Here is a 15,988-nt window from a genome sequence, read left to right on the forward strand (position 1 = left end):
CCTGCGGCGCGGCGCCGGGCCCATCCGCCCCGCGCCGCGCGCTCAGGCCACCGCGCGCGCCACCTGGCGGCCGCGCAGCCATTCGAGCGCGAGCAGCAGGCTGGTCGAGAACACGATCAGGATCGTCGCGAGCGCCGCGATCGTCGGGCTGATGTTCTCGCGGATGCCGGTGAACATCTGGCGCGGCAGCGTGGTCTGGTCCGCGCCCGCGAGGAACAGCGTCACCACCACTTCGTCGAACGAGGTCGCGAACGCAAACAGCGCGCCCGACATCACGCCGGGGGCGATCGTCGGCAGCGTGACGCGAAAGAACGTCGTCAGCGGCCCCGCGCCGAGCGACTGGCTCGCCCGCACCAGATTGCGATCGAAGCCCTGCAGCGTCGCCGACACGGTCGTCACGACGAACGGCGCGCCGAGCGCCGCATGCGCGCAGATCAGGCCGGTGTACGTGTTCGCGAGCCCGAGCGGCGCGAAGAACAGATACATGCCGACGCCCACCACCACCACCGGCACGATCATCGGCGACAGCAGCACCGCCATCAGCACGCCCTTGCCGCGGAATTCGGCGCGCGTGAGCCCGACCGCGGCCGGCGTGCCGAGCAGGGTCGCGAGCGCGGTGGCGGCCGGCGCGACGATGAAGCTGTTCTTCGCCGCCGTGCGCCACTCGTCCGAGCCGAGCAGATTCGCGTACCAGCGCAGCGACCAGCCCGGCATCGGGTAGACCAGGAACGTGCTCGACGAGAACGACAGCGGCACGATCGCCAGCACGGGCAGGATCAGGTACAGCAGCGTCAGCGCGACGAACGCGCGCTGGGCGACGCGCCACGCGCGTTCGGCGGGCGTCAGGTGCGGCGCAAACCACGGTCCGGCAGGCAATTTCATCGGCATCCCCAAGCAGTGCGCATCAACCGAGCCCGGGCCGGTTGCGTGCGAAGCGGCCATACAGCGCATACAGCACGAGCGTCGCGGCGAGCAGCAGGCCGCCCAGCGCGCACGCCATGCCCCAGTTGATCGTCACGTTCGTGAAGTACGCGACGTAGTAGCTGACCATCTGGTCGTTCGGCCCGCCCAGCAGCGCGGGCGTGATGTAGTAGCCGATCGCGAGGATGAACACCAGCAGCGCACCCGCGGCGACGCCCGGGTAGGTCTGCGGCACGTAGACGCGCCAGAACGCCGCGAACGGATGGCTGCCGAGCGACACCGCCGCGCGCTGGCAGGTGCGCGGAATGCCCTTCATCACGCTGTAGAGCGGCAGGATCATGAAGGGCAGCAGGATGTGCGTCATCGCGATGTATACGCCGGTCCGATTGAACAGCAGCGCGAGCGGCGCGTCGATGAGCCCCGCGCCGAGCAGCGCGCGGTTCACGAGCCCTTCGTTCTGCAGCAGCACGATCCATGCGGCCACCCGCACCAGCACCGAGGTCCAGAACGGAATCAGCACGACGATCATCACGAGGTTCGCGCGCCGCTCGGGCAAGGTCGAGATCCAGTAGGCGAGCGGATAGCCGAGCGCCAGCGCGAACAGCGTCACGGCGCAGCCGATCAGCAGCGTGCGGCCGAAGATCGCCAGATAGATCGACTGGTCGGGATCGGCGGGCGCGATCCGGCCGAAGCCGTCCTGCCGGTGATCGAGCGACGCGAGCAGGTAGAACGGCGAATAGCGGCCGCCGTTCTTCGCGATGACCTGCCAGTACGCGGGATCGCCCCAACGCGCATCGAGTTCGATCAGCTTCGCGCGCGCCTGCGCGGGCGCGAGCGCCCCGCCGCCGTCCGCCGCGAGCGGCATCGCGCGCGCGGTCTTCGCGACCAGCGAGCGATAGCCGGGAATCTCCGTGTTCAGGCGGCGCGCGAGCGCGCCCATCGCATCGCTGTCGGCCACCACCGCGAGGTCGGCGGCGAGCGCTCCGTAGGCCGCATCGCCGGGCGCCGCGCGGCGGTCCCAGCCCGCGAGCGCGGCGATGGTATGCGGCAGCGCCGTCGCGATCTCGGGGTTCTGCACCGCGCGCGTCAACAGCACGCCGATCGGCGCCACGAACACCAGCAACAAGAACACCGCGAGCGGCGCGACGAGCAGCAGCGCCAGCGCCCGCCGACGCGCGCCGGCAGCCTTCAGCTCGCGCTTGAGCGCGGGCGCCGAACCGTTCGGCCCGGTCGCGATCGTCATCGTATCCACTCTCCCCCTCCTGCCGGCGCGAGGCCGGCGACAGCGCGCGGCGCCCCGACGGGCAGCCCGCGCAACCGTTGACCGCGCACGGCGCGGCCGCGCCTACTTGCTCGCCCAGGCCGCGAAGCGCTGCTCGAGTTCGTCGCTGTGATCGGTCCAGAAGCCGATGTCCTGCAGCACCGCATGGCGGCCGTTGGCGGGCGAGTTCGGCAGGTTCGCGAGCGTCTTCGCATCGAGCGCGCGGATCGCCGCGACGTTCGCCGGACCGTAGGCGATGTGCTGCGCATAGGTCTGCTGCGGCTTCGGCGTCAGCGAATAGGCGATGTACTGCTCCGCGAGCGCCTTGTTCGGCGAGCCCTTCGGAATCGCCCAGTAATCGAGGTCGTAGATGCTGCCGCTCCATACGACCTTGAGGTTCTTGCCTTCCTTCTGCGCCGCGTCGATCCGGCCGTTGTACGCGGTCGACATCACCACGTCGCCCGCCACCAGGAACTGCGGCGGCTGCGCGCCCGCCTCCCACCACTGGATGTAGGGCTTCAGCTGGTCGAGCTTCCGGAACGCGCGGTCCTGGCCCGCCTTCGTGCCGAGCACCGCGTAGACGTCCTTCGGCGCGACGCCGTCCGCCATCAGCGCGAATTCGAGGTTGTAGCGCGCGCCCTTGCGCATGCCGCGCTTGCCCGGGAATTTCTTCACGTCCCAGAAATCGGCCCAGCCCGCGGGCGCGCCCTTCAGGCGGTCGGCGTTGTAGGCGAGCGCGGTGGACCAGACGAAGAAGCCGACCCCGCAGGTTTGCGGCGACTCGGGAATCAGGTCCGCTTTCTTCGCGATCCGGGCCCAGTCGAGCTTCTCGTAGAGCCCCTCGTCGCAGCCGCGATTCAGGTCGCCCGACTCGACCTCGACGACGTCCCAGTTCACGTGCTTCGCCTCGACCATCGCCTTCACCTTGGCCTGCTCGCCGTTGTACTCGACGGCCGTGACCCGGTTGCCGGTGGCTTGCTCGAACGGCTGGTTGAACGCGGCTTTCTGCGCATCGCCGTTCGCGCCGCCGAAGTTGACGACGGTCAGTTCGGCGGCGAACGCGGACGCGCCGCACGTGGCGAGCGCGAGCGCGACGGCCGCGCGGCGCGGCGCGAAGAATGCAGGCTTCATGGTGACTCCTCTGAGGACGGGTGACCGCGGGATGAATCGTGCGAGTGCGGCGAAAGCGCCCACGCGCCTACGCGAATACGCGCAGGTGTTCGGGCGCGAAGGCGAGCGCGACGGGCGCGCCCGGTGAAAAATCGTCGAGCGCGACGGCGCCGAGCGGCACCTTGACGACGCACTCGTCCTGCCCCGGCACCGCGCAGCGCATCCGCACGTGGTCGCCGAAATAAATCAGGCCGCGCGCCTCGCCGCTCAGCGCGTTATCGCGCGCGGAGCCGGCCGGCGCGATGCGCATCCGCTCGGGCCGGATGCACGCGACGGCGGGCGCGCCCGCGCGCACCGCGCCGACCGGGCTGCCGACGAGCCGCGTGCCGTCGTCGAGCTGCAGTTCGCAGCGTTCGCCGTCGACGCGCGCGACCGTGCCGCGCAGGCGGTTGCTGTCGCCGACGAAATTCGCGACGAACGCGTTGCACGGCGTCTCGTACAACCGATCGACGGTGTCGAGCTGCTGCACGACGCCCTTGTCGAACACCGCGACGCGATCCGACATCGTCAGCGCCTCGCCCTGGTCATGCGTCACGTACACGAAGGTCAGCCCGAGCTTTTCGTGCAGCGCCTTCAGTTCGTACTGCATGTGTTCGCGCAGTTGCTTGTCGAGCGCGCCGAGCGGCTCGTCCATCAGCACGAGCTTGGGCGCGAACACGAGCGCGCGCGCGAGCGCGATGCGCTGCTGCTGGCCGCCCGACAGCTGGGCCGGATGGCGCTTCGCGAACCGCTCCATCTGCACCATCCGCAGCGCGTCCGCGACGCGCGCCGCGCGCTCGGGCGCGGGCACCCGGCGCACCGCGAGCGGATAGGCGACGTTCTGCTCCACGCTCAGGTGCGGAAACAGCGCGTAGTTCTGGAACACCATGCCGATCTCGCGCTTGTGCGGCGGCACCCGGTTGAGCAACGCGCCGTCGAGGCGGATCTCGCCGCCCGTCGGGTATTCGAATCCCGCGAGCATCATCAGGCAGGTGGTCTTGCCGGAGCCGGACGGCCCGAGCAGGGTCAGGAATTCCCCACGGCGAATGTCGAGGTCGAGCGCCTTGACGACCAGCGTCTCGCCGTCGTAAGTCTTGCGCACGCCGCGAAAGCTGACGATCACATCATCGGTGGACATCGTGACTTCCCCTCTTCGTGCGCGGAACATTTTTGCGTTGCGTTTCACTATAAGACGGGCACGGTTCTACAATAGGGAGCCATTTCAATATTCCCGGTAGAACCACTTTGGACACCGTGATCCTTTCCGACTGGCTGACCACGCGGCTGGAACGCGGGTCCGCCGAACCGATGTACCGGCAGCTGCTGCGGCTGATGCAGCAGGCGATCCTGACGGGCGAGCTGGCTCCGGGCACCAAGCTGCCCAGCTCGCGCACGCTCGCGACCGATCTTGCGATCGCGCGCAACACGGTGCTGCACGTCTACGATCAGCTGACGGCCGAAGGCTACGTGCTGACCACGACGGGCAGCGGCACCTACGTCGCCGACACCCGCCCCGACGCCGCCGCGCTGCACGCGCCGGATGCCGCGCCGCCGCATCCCGACGATGCGCGCGCACGGCCCGGCGCGCGCGGCGGACTGTCGACGCGCGGCCGGCGGCTGATCGAGCACGCCGGGGTGTCGAGGCGGCAATGGGGCGCCTTCATGCCGGGCGTACCGGACGTCGCGGAATTCCCCGCGCGGACCTGGAGCCGGCTGCAGGCGCGGCTGTGGAAGGAAGCGAACCCGGACCTGCTGACCTACGCGCCCGGCGGCGGCTACCGGCCGCTGCGGCGCGCGCTGTCCGACTACCTGCGGGTCGCGCGCTCGGTCAAGTGCTCGCCCGACCAGGTGATCATCACGACCGGCATCCATCAGTCGATCGATCTCGCGGTGCGCCTGCTCGCCGACGTCGGCGACCGCGCGTGGGTGGAGGAGCCCTGCTACTGGGGCGCGCGCAGCGTGCTGCAGGCGGCCGGGCTGCACCTGTCGCCGGTGCCGGTCGACCAGGAGGGCCTCGCGCCGCGCGCGCACGACATGCAGGCGCCGCCGCGCCTCGCGCTCGTCACGCCGTCGCACCAGTACCCGCTCGGCATGGTGATGAGCCTCGCGCGGCGACGCATGCTGCTCGAATACGCGCGCCAGCACCAGTGCTGGATCATCGAGGACGACTACGACAGCGAATTCCGCTACGGCAGCCGTCCGCTCGCGTCACTGCAGGGGCTCGACGACGCCGGGCGCGTGATCTATGTCGGCAGTCTCGGCAAGATGCTGTTCCCCGGGCTGCGGCTCGGCTACATGGTCGTGCCCGAGCATCTCGTCGAGACCTTCCGGATCGGACTGTCCGAGCTGTATCGCGAGGGACAGCTGATGCAGCAGGCCGTGCTCGCCGAATTCATCCTGGACGGCCACCTGACCTCGCATGTCCGGCGCATGCGCGCGCTGTACGGCGAGCGTCGCCAATTGCTGATCGACGCAATCCGCGCGCGCTACGGCGAGGTGCTGCCGGTGATGGGAGACGAGGCGGGACTGCATCTGGTGCTGGGGCTGCCCGACCGCTGCGACGATCGACAGGTCACGCAGGCCGCGTTCGACGCGGGCGTGATCGTGCGGCCGCTGACCATCTACTACAGCCAGGCGGAGACCGCGCGCGCGGGGCTGCTGCTCGGGTACGCCTGCGTGCCGCACGCGCGCATCGCACCCGCGTTCGACACGCTCGCGCGCATCATCGACACCCACCTGATCCACACCTCGCCGCGCGCTGCCTGAAGCTCACTGCGCACGCGGCCCCGCGTCGCCGCCGCGATCGAGCGACGCCGCGCGCAGCGCTTCGCCCGGCTCGGTAAAGTAACGCTGCCGCAACTGCGCGAGCTGGGCGTCGCGGTCCTGCGGCGACAAGCCTTGCGCATCGAGCTGCGCGCGCGCCGCCGCGTAGTCGCGGTACTTCGCCTGCCATGCATCGTCGTCGCGCTGCATCTGCGCGACCCGCTCGGCCGCGGCCGGCCCGAGCGTCTGCGCGAGCTGCGCGCGCAATTCGTCGGGCGACGCGCCCGACTGCTGCAGGCGCGCGATCTGGCCGATCGCATCCTGCTGCTGCTTGATGCGCGCCTGCTCCGCGCGCTGCGCGGGCGACAGTTCCTGGTCGAGCGCCGCGAGGCGCGCCGTCTTCTGCGCCGGCGTGAGGTTCGGGTCCTGCGCGATCTTCAGGCGCGCGAGATCGTGGCGCTGCTGTTGCTGTTCCGCACCGAAGAACGGTTCGCTCCAGTCGCCCAGCGTGCGGCTCGCGAGCGACGCGCGCGCGTCGAGCGCGAGCCGCATCGCCCCCGTATCGAGCTTGTCCGGCACCCCGCCGCCATCGGGCAGGCGCGCCAGCTCGGCGAGATAACGGCCGTAGCGCTGCCATACGTCGAGCGCCTCCTGTTGCGCGGGCGAACCGTCGAGCTGCGCGGCGATCTCGCGCTTCACGAGCGCGTCGAGCTCCGCTGCCGTCAGGTCGCTCTGCGCGGCCAGACAATAGTCGAAGAAATCGCGCACGGCCCGCGACTTCGCCAGATGGCCTTGCGCGTCGAGCGGCAGGCGCGGCGCGCTGGAGCCCGCGAGCGACGCCGGCAGCGCGCCGGCCCCGCTCGCGCCGACGGCGGCGGCCGGCGGCGCGGACGCCGCCGCAACCACGTCGGACGCGGGCGTCGCCACCTGCGCGGGCGCCCGCGGCGCTGCCGCGAAATACCAGACCGCGCCCGCCGCGACGAGCCCCGCCACGCCATACAGCGCGCCCCGGCGCGCGGTCCCGCGACGATCACCCGGCATCGTTCACACGCCCTGGTTCTTGAGACGATTCGCGTGCGTGCGGATCACCGCGACCGGGTCCTCCGCATACGCGCCACGCACCCCGAGCAACTGGTTGATCTCGTCGAGGTGGTTCCACTTGTAGCTCGTGCTGAGCACCTGCCCGTACAGCGAGCTGCAACGCGACACCACGCCGTCGTTGGCGCCCGAGCCGCGGTTGACCATCACGGTGCCGGTGCCGAGCAGCGCGAGCGTCGACGGATCGGCGACGTTCGCCGGATCGACGAGCGGAATCGTGCTGGTATCGGTTGCGCCCGTCACGCCGAGCACCGAGAAGGTCGGCTGGATCGCGGTGCCGCCCCACGAATACAGCAGGTGGGTGTTGCCGCCGACGTTCTCGGTTGCCGCGCCGGTCTGGCAGGAGCCGGGCGCACCGAGGCCCACGCTCGGATAACTTTGATTGAAGCTCGCAGCCTGCGTGGTGGTCAGCGTCTGGAGCGCGGCGAGCGCGTCCTGGTTGGTGTTGTGCGTGCTGCTCGTCAGAATGCCGAACACATTGACGAAGGCCGCGAGCACCGTCGACGAGATGCCGGTCGGATCGACCTTGAGCAGGTTCTGCACGAAGTCGGCGAATTCGGAGCCGCGATGCGGCGTGCCGATCGTCGTGACCGATGCGACCAGTTGAGGCGCGACCGCCGCGACATAGCGCGACGTCAGGCCGCCCTGGCTGTGGCCGACCAGATTGACCTTGGTCGCGCCGGTGGCCGCGAGCACCTGCTTCACGTAGGCGAGCAGCTGTTCGCCGCGCCCGTTCGGGCCATCGTCGCTCTGGAAGCCGGACAGGTTCGCCACGTAGACGGTCGCGCCGTGCGATTGCAGGTCTTCCTGGATGCCATACCAATACGGGAGGACGCCCACGTACTTGTCGGTGCCCGTCAAGCCGTGCACGAGGATGATCGGGTAACGCGTCGCCGCGTAGTTGTCCGTCGCCGTCGCCGCCACCGCCGCCTGCGGCGCCGCCAGCGACAGCAATGCCGTGATCCCTGCCGCCGGCGCCGCGCTCATCGCACACGCCATCACACCCGCCACCACCCTCGAACGCATCGATCTGGCCATCTTCGTCTCCTTATGTGTAGGGATGTTGCCCTGTACGGCGCGCCCGGATGCGTTGCTTGACAGAGTTTGACGATTAAAACGAACGCCCGTGCGCCGACTGACGGAGTGAAGCACACCTAATGATCATTTGTCGCGTTTAGAACGGGATTTCTAATACTCTTGACGACGTGGACGGCGCCCGGCGGGGCGCCGTCCACCATGACGCATGCTGCGCCGCGGCGTCAGCCTGCGCGATCGTCACATGCGGGTGCTCAGGCGCACCCATGCGATGCGCCCGGGCTCCATCACCGGCGCGTTGGCCGGATAACCGAAGCCCGCGTTGCCGGCCAGGTTCAGGTGCTCCGCATAAGCCTTGTCGAGCACGTTGTCGATGCCGATCGACAGTTGCGCCGCCTTGTTGATCCGATACTGCGCATGCAGCGACAGCACGCCGAAGCCGGCGCTCGGCCCGAAGTCCCGGCCCACCACGTTGCCCTCGTTCAGGGCATAGCGACGCTGCGGCGCAACAACGCGCCACAGGCCGCCTGCCGACCATGCGCCGCGCGTGTACTCGGCGGCGAAGCGCGCCTCGAGCGGCGGCATCTGCGGCAGCGGGTCACCGCTCGTCGCATTGCGGCCCCACGCGTAGGCGAGCGAGGTCTCGAAGCGCCACGGCGCGACCGGCCGCCACGACGCGCCCAGTTCGCCGCCCATGACCTGCGCGTTGACGTTGGTCGCGCGGCTGGTCGGGCCCATCATGCCCGCCGCGTAGTCGAACAGGATGAAGTCCTGCACATAGCCCGCGTACGCGGATACCCAGGTGTCGAGCCGATCGCCCTTGTATTGCGCGCCGACGTCGAGCTGGGTCGTCCGCTCCGGCTTGATCGCCGAGAACGCGTTCACGCTCCCGGCCGGGCCGCGCTTGGCCGAGAACAGTTCCCAGTAATCCGGGAAGCGCTCGGTATGGCCGACGCCCGCATACCAGGTGACGGGCAGCGCGGCGAGATCGCGCTCGTAGCGGATGAAGCCGCTCGGCAGCACGCGCGTGCGATCGTCGTCGAAGGTCGGATTGGCCATCGTCATCTTCATGCCGCTCATCGCCGCGCGCTTGTCGCGCGCGCTCGCGTAGTCGAGCCGCGCGCCGCCGATCACGCGCGAACGCTCGTCGGCATACCACGTCAGTTCGCCGAACGCGCCCAGGTTCCACATGTTCGCCTGCGGATTCCACGGCTTGTCGCCGTAGTTCTGCCGCCCCATCGCGCCGCGCGAGTCGAGCCGGTTCGACTGCGCATCGACGCCGGTCACGAGCTTGAAATCGTCCGCGAAGCGCAGCGTCGCGGCCACCCGCCCGCCCAGCGTGCGCCGCCGCACCTCCGAGGCCATCCGCATCGGCATGCTGCTGGTCGGATCCGGACTGCGCAGCGTGTAGTTGTCCATCACGTGATCGGCTTCGTTGTAGAAGACCTGCGCCTCGATGCGCTCGAGCACCTTGCCGATATGCTTTTTCTCGAAGCGCAGGCCGAAGGTCTCGCGTCGGAAGTGCGCGCCGTCCATGCCGCGCCCCGCGTAGCGCGCGTAGCCGTCGCCCGTGCCCGCCGTTAATTCGAGGCGGGTATTGTCGTCGGGCGTCCAGCCGAGCGCCGCGTCGGCGTTCCACTTGTCCCATTGCGACGGCACCGTATCGCCGTTGCCGTCCTTGTAGTCCTGCGAATGCGCGTGATTGGCCGTGACCCGGCCGTAGAAATCGGGCGTGCCCGCGGTGACGTCGAGGTTCTGGTCGTTGCGCCCGAACGAGCCGCCCACCAGGCTGCCGTCGAACCGCATGCCGGGCGCCTTGAAGCGCGGCGTCACGCGCTCGAACAACACCGTGCCCGCCGATGCGCCGGGACCGTACAGCACGGTCTGCGGGCCCTTGACCACGGTCACCTTGTCGTAGCTTTCCGGCGCGATGTAGGACGTCGGCGCATCCATGCGGCCGGGACACGCGCCCAGCATCGACATGCCGTTCGCGACCACGTTCAGCCGCGATCCGAACATGCCGCGCAGCACGAGATCGCCGTTGGTGCCGCCGCTGCGGATCGCGGCGAAGCCCGGGATGGTCTTCAGATAGTCCGCGCCGTCGCTCGCGGGCAAGGGCTGGCGCGGCGTCTTCGGATCAGTGACGACCACGAGCGGCGTCACGTCGGGCGACGCGACCACCTCGATGGTGGGCGACACGGGTGCTTCGACGAGCGGCGCGTCGGCGTGCACATGCGCGGCCGGCGCGGGCGCGGCCGGCGGGACTTGCGCGGCGGCCGGCGCGGCGTGGAAGGCGCTTGCGGCGAGCGCCGGCATCGTCGCGCCGAGCAGTCGGCGATAACGGCGCGAAGCGGTCGCGCCAGCCGTGCGCGTACCGCGCGAGGATTTGATAGACATGAATCGACACCCAAAAGTATCCCCGCCGCGCGATGCGTGCATCGAACGGATACGGGGCTGCATGAACGAAAAACGGGAAACGTGTCAGGCAGTTTCGGGTGGCGCACGCGCCTGGGCGCGCCGATAGGCGAATTCGCGCGGTACGACGCCGGCGGGGTTCGCCAGCACGCCGCCGGCCGGTAGCGATGCCGCGCGCGCGCCCGGCGTCGCCCCGCCCAGCGCGGGGGTGTGCGCGAAGAATGCGCAATAGCCGCACGCATCGAGATGCAGCGCATGATGCGCGCCCATCGGGGCGGGCTCGCCTTCGTGCCCGGTGCCGCAGACCACCGCGTCGGGCAGCGCATGCGCGCGCAGGCTCGCCTGCGAGACGAGCGGCGCGACGACCGCGAGCCAGATCGCCAGCATGCCGAGCCAGACGGTCAGTTTGCGAAAGCGATACGGCATCGGCGGCGGCTAGTGGAGGGAAGGTGTAAAGCAGCCGGAATGGTACAGAAAGGATGCGCCGCTGCACAGGGCCCGGGCGCGCGCCGCGCGACATGGTTGCCGGGACAACCAAGTCGCGCGGGCGTGGCGGCCGGGGAACTAGAACGTCATGCGACGCAAGGTCGCATCGCGCTTGATGAAGTGATGCCAGAGCGCCGCGAGCGCGTGCAGGCCGATCACGTAGTAGAACAGGTTGCCGATGAACAGATGGGCGGCCTTGGCCGCCGGCCGCAGCGCGGGATTCGGCTCGAACAGCGTCAGCGACGCGTTGATCCATACGAGCGGCACCGGCTTGCCGCCCAGGTTAACGAACAGGATGCCGAGCAGTGGCTGAACGAGGATGAACAGGTAGAGCGCGACGTGCACGAGCCGCGACAGCCAGATGAGCGGCGCGGGCTGCGGCAGCGGCGCGGGCGCGCGGCTCGCGAAGCGCCACAGGACGCGCAGTATCGACAGCCCGAGCACGAGCATCCCGGCGCAGAAATGCACGTTGGTCCAGAACGTGCGGCTGTCGCTGCCCTTCGGCCCGCGGATCTCGATCGCGAGATAGGCGAGCGCGACCAGCAGCACGATGGCCCAGTGAAAGAAGATGGCAGGCGGGGTGTAGCGCTGAGGCTTCGCAAGGATCGGCTTCATGGCGGGCTCGTGGTGCGTATGGGGGAATGGGCAACCGGCGGCGTGGCCGGACCTCGGCCCCGATTGTAGCGAGCCCGCGCGCCGGATTCGCATGGATTCGTCAGATTTTGCGCAGCTTGCGCGCCGCCCTGCGCGCCGCCCGCCGAAAATCGCCGCGAGGCCCTGACGGATGCGCTATTCTCGACAAGTCAGCCTGCCCGTCGCGCGGCCCCGCCCTCTCGATCGCCCCATGGAAGCCGCATGAACAAGACCACCTTCGTCACCGCCTACCGGGTGCTGGCCGGGGCTCTGATCCTGTCCGCGACCGGCTACAGCATCGCACTGAAATGGGGCTTCCCCACCTTCAGCCTCAGCAACTTCTTCAGCTATTTCACCCAGCTCAGCAACCTGTACGCCGCCGCCGTGCTGCTGGCGGGGCTGTGGTTCGCGCGCCGTCCGCCCGCGCCGTTCTACGAATCCGCGCGCGGCGCGGCGGTGCTGTACATGTCGATCACCGGCATCGTCTACGAAGTGCTGCTCGCGCACGCCGACTCGCTCGTGCATGGCACGCCGACCTACAGCAACTGGATCCTGCACCGGATCATGCCGGTCGCGCTGCTGCTCGACTGGCTCTACCTCGCGCCCCGCACCCGGCTCGACTGGACCCACATGCTGCGCTGGCTCGCGTTCCCGATCGCCTATCTCGTCTATACGCTGGTGCGCGGGCCGCTCGTCGACTGGTATCCGTATCCGTTCGTCGATCCGCGCCCTCACGGCTACCTGAACGTCGCCGCGCACTGTGGCGCGATCACGATCGGCGGCATCGCGTTCGCCGCGCTGGTGGTCTGGCTCGGCAACCGGCCGCGCGGCGCGCGGGCGATCCGCATCGGCGGCGCCTAGCGCCCGGCCGCCGCGCTCAGCCGCCGTTGCGCGGCAGGAAGCCGAGCGGATCCACCGGCTTGCCGTTCTGGCGCACCTCGAATTCGAAGCTCGCGCGGCCGCCGGCATCCGTGGCCATTTCCGCGACCGGCTGCCCGGCGCTCACGGCGTCGCCTTCGTTGACGAGCAGTTTGCCCGCATGGCCGTAGGCGGTAATGAGGCCGTTCTCGTGCTTCACGATCACGAGCGGCCCATAGGCCGCGACGCCCGTGCCCGCATAGACCACGCGCCCGGCCGCGGCTGCGCGCACGGTCCGGTCGCCGCCGCGCGCGGTGATCACGATGCCCTGGTTCTTGCCGCCGGCGAAGCCCGACGTGACCGCGCCCTGCGCAGGCCAGGCCAGCGCCGCCGGCGCGGATGGCGCGGGCGCGGGCGCGAGCGACGTGATCGCGGGCGGCGGCGCGACCCGCAGCACCTGGCCGGGCGCGACCATGTCCGTCACCGCGAGATGATTCCAGTACGCGACATCCTGCGGACGCTGGCCGAACGCGGTGGCGATGCCGCCCAGCGTATCGCCGGGGTTCACGCGGTAGTAGCCGGCCATCACGCCAGAGGCGGATGACGGCGACGGCGTCGCGCGCGCGGCAGGCTGCCACGAATCGGTCCAGGGCGTCATCGTGCAGCCGGCCGCCAGCACCATGCCCGCCGCCGCAGCCAGCATGCACGCGATGCGGCCCGCGTCCTGATAGGTCATGAAGCGCGTTTTTATCAAGCAAACCTCCGTTGGTTTCCGATCGGCGCGGTCGCCGCGCGTCGCACCGGTTCGCCACAGCGGCGTCCTCTGGGACCCCGGAAAGCGCACGAGGTTTCCCGCGCACGCCTCGCGCCGCCGGGATGGCCGCTGTCCGGCGGCTCGGGTTCGCGGCCGACGCATCTCGCGTCGCCGGGCGCGGCGCCCTGGATCGGCGCCACGAAATCGACCCGCCACGGCTCGGCCGTGCACAACGACAGCCGCGGGGTGAGCGTGACCGACGCCCGGAGGCGTAACGACAACCCTGGCCCCATGCCCGACGGATGGTACTCGCTGAAACGGGATTACGGAACACGGCGACGCAGTCGCCCCGGTGCCAGCGGCAACCTTCTTGTCTCGAACGCTATCCGCGCGACGGCGCGTGCGTTGTCATTCCGTCAACGGGAACGCATGCGACGGAAACCCGTGAAACGGTCGCAGGCGCGCCGACGCAATCCGCCTTTCGCCGCGACGACCAACGTGCCGTTCGTGCCCGGACGGATGCACCCAAGCAAACAGCCCACGGCTCCGTCGTACGGAACCGTGGGCTGCTCGGGGTGACGTCAGGCTGGTGTCGCGTCAGGCGTGAGCGCCTGGTGCGACCGTACCGCGCGGTCAATCAGTGACCCTTGAAAACCGGCGCGCCGTCGGCGATACGCTTCACCTTGGCCGGTGCGCCTGCTTCGGCGGCGGCGGCGGGCTGTGCGCCATAACCGCTGGTATCGGCGTTCGCCACGCTTTGTTGCGGGTGGATGCGGGCTTCCGCGGCCTGGATTTCGGTCGGGTAGTTCACCCGGTCGTTGCTCGGGTTGTAGCCGGCCGCGCGCAGTTGCGTCAGTTCAGCCTGCACCTGGGCGCGGGTCACCGGGCCATTCGCTTGTTGAGCGAACGAAACGGCGGGGACAGCGAAGACAGCAGCGGTAGCGACAGCAGCGATAAGCGATTTCATGATCAAACCTCCGTGACCTTCTTGTTCGCCGCACACACCATTGTCTGCAGCGATTGACTACAGTCTAGCCATCCGGTCACCTAGGGAAAACCATGTATCGACGAAAACTCTGTTTCCTCGGCGATAACAATCGAAGATCCATTCGCCCAAAACCCTACTAATAGAATAGATACTTGCAACAATTACCGCCGAGCGCCATGCCGTGTTACGACCAGTTCGCGTGGAAGCTGCCCGGCTTGTCGGTGCGCTCGAACGTGTGCGCGCCGAAGAAATCGCGCTGCGCCTGCACCAGGTTCGCGGGCAGGCGGGCCGAACGATAGCTGTCGAAGTACGCGATCGCCGACGCGAACGCCGGCACCGGCACGCCGGCCTTCACCGCGGCGATCACCACGTCGCGCAGCGCGGACTGGTAGTTGGCGGCGATGTCCTGGAAGTACGGATCGAGCAGCAGATTCGCCAATCCCGGCGCCTTCACGTACGCGTCGGTGATTTTTTGCAGGAACCGCGCACGGATAATGCAGCCTGCGCGGAAGATCTTCGCGATCGTCCCGAGATCCAGGCTCCAGCCGTATTCCTTCGAGGCCGTGTCGAGCTGCGCGAAACCTTGCGCGTACGAAATCACCTTGCTGAAGTACAGCGCGCGGCGCACCGCCTCGACGAATGCCGCGCGGTCGCCCTCGATGGGCGCGGGCGCCGGGCCGCTCAGCACCTTGCTCGCCGCGACGCGCTGCTCCTTCAGCGACGACAGCACGCGCGCGAACACCGATTCCGTGATCAGCGGCAGCGGCACGCCGAGATCGAGCGCGTTCTGGCTCGTCCACTTGCCGGTGCCCTTCTGCGCGGCGCGGTCGAGAATCACGTCGACCAGATGCTGGCCCGTCTCGTCGTCCTTCTTGGCGAAGATCTTCGCGGTGATCTCCATCAGGTAGCTGTCCAGCTCGCCCTGATTCCAGTCGGTGTACACCCGGCCCAGTTCCTCGTTCGTCAGCCCCGCGACCTGCTTGAGCACCGCGTAGCTCTCGGCGATCAGCTGCATGTCGCCGTACTCGATGCCGTTGTGAACCATCTTCACGTAGTGGCCCGCGCCGTCCGGGCCCATATAGGCGACGCAGGGCTCGCCGTCCGCCGGCGCCTTCGCGGCGATCTGCTTGAGGATCGGCTCGACGAGATCGTAGGCGTCGCGCTGGCCGCCCGGCATGATAGACGGGCCGTGCAATGCGCCCTCCTCGCCGCCCGACACGCCGGTGCCGATGAAATGCAGGCCCGATTGCGCCAGCTCCTGGTTGCGGCGAACGGTGTCGGTGAAATGCGTGTTGCCGCCGTCGATCAGCACGTCGCCCTTCGCGAGCAGCGGCTTGAGCGCCGCGATGGTCGCGTCGGTCGCGGCGCCCGCCTTCACCATCATCAGGATCCGACGCGGCGTTTCGAGCGATGCGACGAACTCCTCGAGCGAGTACGTCGGGACGAGCTTGCGGTCGGGAAATTCGGCGATCAGTTCATCGGTCTTCTCGCGGCTGCGGTTGTAGACCGACACCGCATAACCCCGGCTCTCGATATTCAAGGCCAGATTGCGACCCATCACCGCCAGTCCGACCACACCGATTGCTTGCTTGCCCATTATTCAATTCTCCGGATAAAAACAGGGCGC

Annotated in this window: 14 protein-coding genes; 2 read left to right on the forward strand and 12 right to left on the reverse strand. The window is 69.1% G+C overall.

Features of this window, described 5'->3' with window-relative positions; genetic code table 11:
• Positions 1-42 precede the first annotated feature (42 nt).
• The 4 genes from Bsp3421_RS13870 to Bsp3421_RS13885 all read right to left on the reverse strand — a co-directional run bounded on the left by Bsp3421_RS13870 (position 43) and on the right by Bsp3421_RS13885 (position 4,469).
• Complete coding sequence (locus tag Bsp3421_RS13870) at positions 43-882, reverse strand: ABC transporter permease (protein WP_273996509.1); 840 nt, start codon at positions 880-882, stop codon at positions 43-45.
• Between the two features lie 22 nt (positions 883-904).
• On the reverse strand, positions 905-2,164 hold the full coding sequence (locus Bsp3421_RS13875; protein WP_273998401.1) for an ABC transporter permease: 1,260 nt from the start codon (positions 2,162-2,164) through the stop codon (positions 905-907).
• 102 nt (positions 2,165-2,266) lie between these two features.
• On the reverse strand, positions 2,267-3,313 hold the full coding sequence (locus tag Bsp3421_RS13880; protein WP_273996510.1) for an ABC transporter substrate-binding protein: 1,047 nt from the start codon (positions 3,311-3,313) through the stop codon (positions 2,267-2,269).
• Positions 3,314-3,380: 67 nt separating this feature from the next.
• Positions 3,381-4,469, reverse strand: a complete 1,089-nt coding sequence (locus Bsp3421_RS13885; RefSeq protein ID WP_273996511.1) for an ABC transporter ATP-binding protein — start codon at positions 4,467-4,469, stop codon at positions 3,381-3,383.
• Positions 4,470-4,576: 107 nt separating this feature from the next.
• On the opposite strand from Bsp3421_RS13885, the gene pdxR reads away from it, so the two are divergent.
• On the forward strand, positions 4,577-6,097 hold the full coding sequence (gene pdxR / locus Bsp3421_RS13890) for a MocR-like pyridoxine biosynthesis transcription factor PdxR (RefSeq protein WP_273996512.1): 1,521 nt from the start codon (positions 4,577-4,579) through the stop codon (positions 6,095-6,097).
• A 3-nt stretch (positions 6,098-6,100) separates the two neighbouring features.
• Here the strand turns inward: pdxR and Bsp3421_RS13895 are convergent, their stop codons facing one another.
• The 5 genes from Bsp3421_RS13895 to Bsp3421_RS13915 form a co-directional block, all read right to left on the reverse strand.
• Positions 6,101-7,135, reverse strand: a complete 1,035-nt coding sequence (locus Bsp3421_RS13895) for a lipase secretion chaperone (protein ID WP_273996513.1) — start codon at positions 7,133-7,135, stop codon at positions 6,101-6,103.
• Positions 7,136-7,138: 3 nt separating this feature from the next.
• Positions 7,139-8,230 (reverse strand): esterase/lipase family protein, encoded by a 1,092-nt coding sequence (locus tag Bsp3421_RS13900; protein WP_273996514.1) that lies wholly within the window; start codon positions 8,228-8,230, stop codon positions 7,139-7,141.
• Between the two features lie 237 nt (positions 8,231-8,467).
• Positions 8,468-10,624 (reverse strand): TonB-dependent copper receptor, encoded by a 2,157-nt coding sequence (locus Bsp3421_RS13905; RefSeq protein WP_273996515.1) that lies wholly within the window; start codon positions 10,622-10,624, stop codon positions 8,468-8,470.
• Between the two features lie 84 nt (positions 10,625-10,708).
• Positions 10,709-11,068 (reverse strand): DUF2946 domain-containing protein, encoded by a 360-nt coding sequence (locus Bsp3421_RS13910; RefSeq protein WP_273996516.1) that lies wholly within the window; start codon positions 11,066-11,068, stop codon positions 10,709-10,711.
• Positions 11,069-11,206: 138 nt separating this feature from the next.
• Positions 11,207-11,743: a cytochrome b gene (locus tag Bsp3421_RS13915; RefSeq protein ID WP_273996517.1), complete on the reverse strand. Its 537-nt coding sequence runs from the start codon at positions 11,741-11,743 to the stop codon at positions 11,207-11,209.
• Positions 11,744-11,983: 240 nt separating this feature from the next.
• Between Bsp3421_RS13915 and Bsp3421_RS13920 the strand changes: the two genes are divergently transcribed.
• Positions 11,984-12,622 carry a Pr6Pr family membrane protein gene (locus Bsp3421_RS13920; protein ID WP_273996518.1) on the forward strand — a complete coding sequence of 213 codons (639 nt, stop codon included), beginning with the start codon at positions 11,984-11,986 and terminating at the stop codon, positions 12,620-12,622.
• Positions 12,623-12,638: 16 nt separating this feature from the next.
• Here Bsp3421_RS13920 and Bsp3421_RS13925 read toward each other — a convergent pair whose 3' ends face one another.
• The 3 genes from Bsp3421_RS13925 to gndA form a co-directional block, all read right to left on the reverse strand.
• On the reverse strand, positions 12,639-13,355 hold the full coding sequence (locus Bsp3421_RS13925) for a peptidoglycan DD-metalloendopeptidase family protein (RefSeq protein ID WP_273996519.1): 717 nt from the start codon (positions 13,353-13,355) through the stop codon (positions 12,639-12,641).
• Positions 13,356-14,010: 655 nt separating this feature from the next.
• Positions 14,011-14,340, reverse strand: a complete 330-nt coding sequence (locus tag Bsp3421_RS13930; protein WP_273996520.1) for a DUF4148 domain-containing protein — start codon at positions 14,338-14,340, stop codon at positions 14,011-14,013.
• Between the two features lie 205 nt (positions 14,341-14,545).
• Complete coding sequence (gene gndA / locus Bsp3421_RS13935; RefSeq protein WP_273996521.1) at positions 14,546-15,958, reverse strand: NADP-dependent phosphogluconate dehydrogenase; 1,413 nt, start codon at positions 15,956-15,958, stop codon at positions 14,546-14,548.
• Positions 15,959-15,988: the final 30 nt, after the last annotated feature.

Source organism: Burkholderia sp. FERM BP-3421 (assembly GCF_028657905.1).
In the GTDB taxonomy this organism is placed as follows: domain Bacteria; phylum Pseudomonadota; class Gammaproteobacteria; order Burkholderiales; family Burkholderiaceae; genus Burkholderia.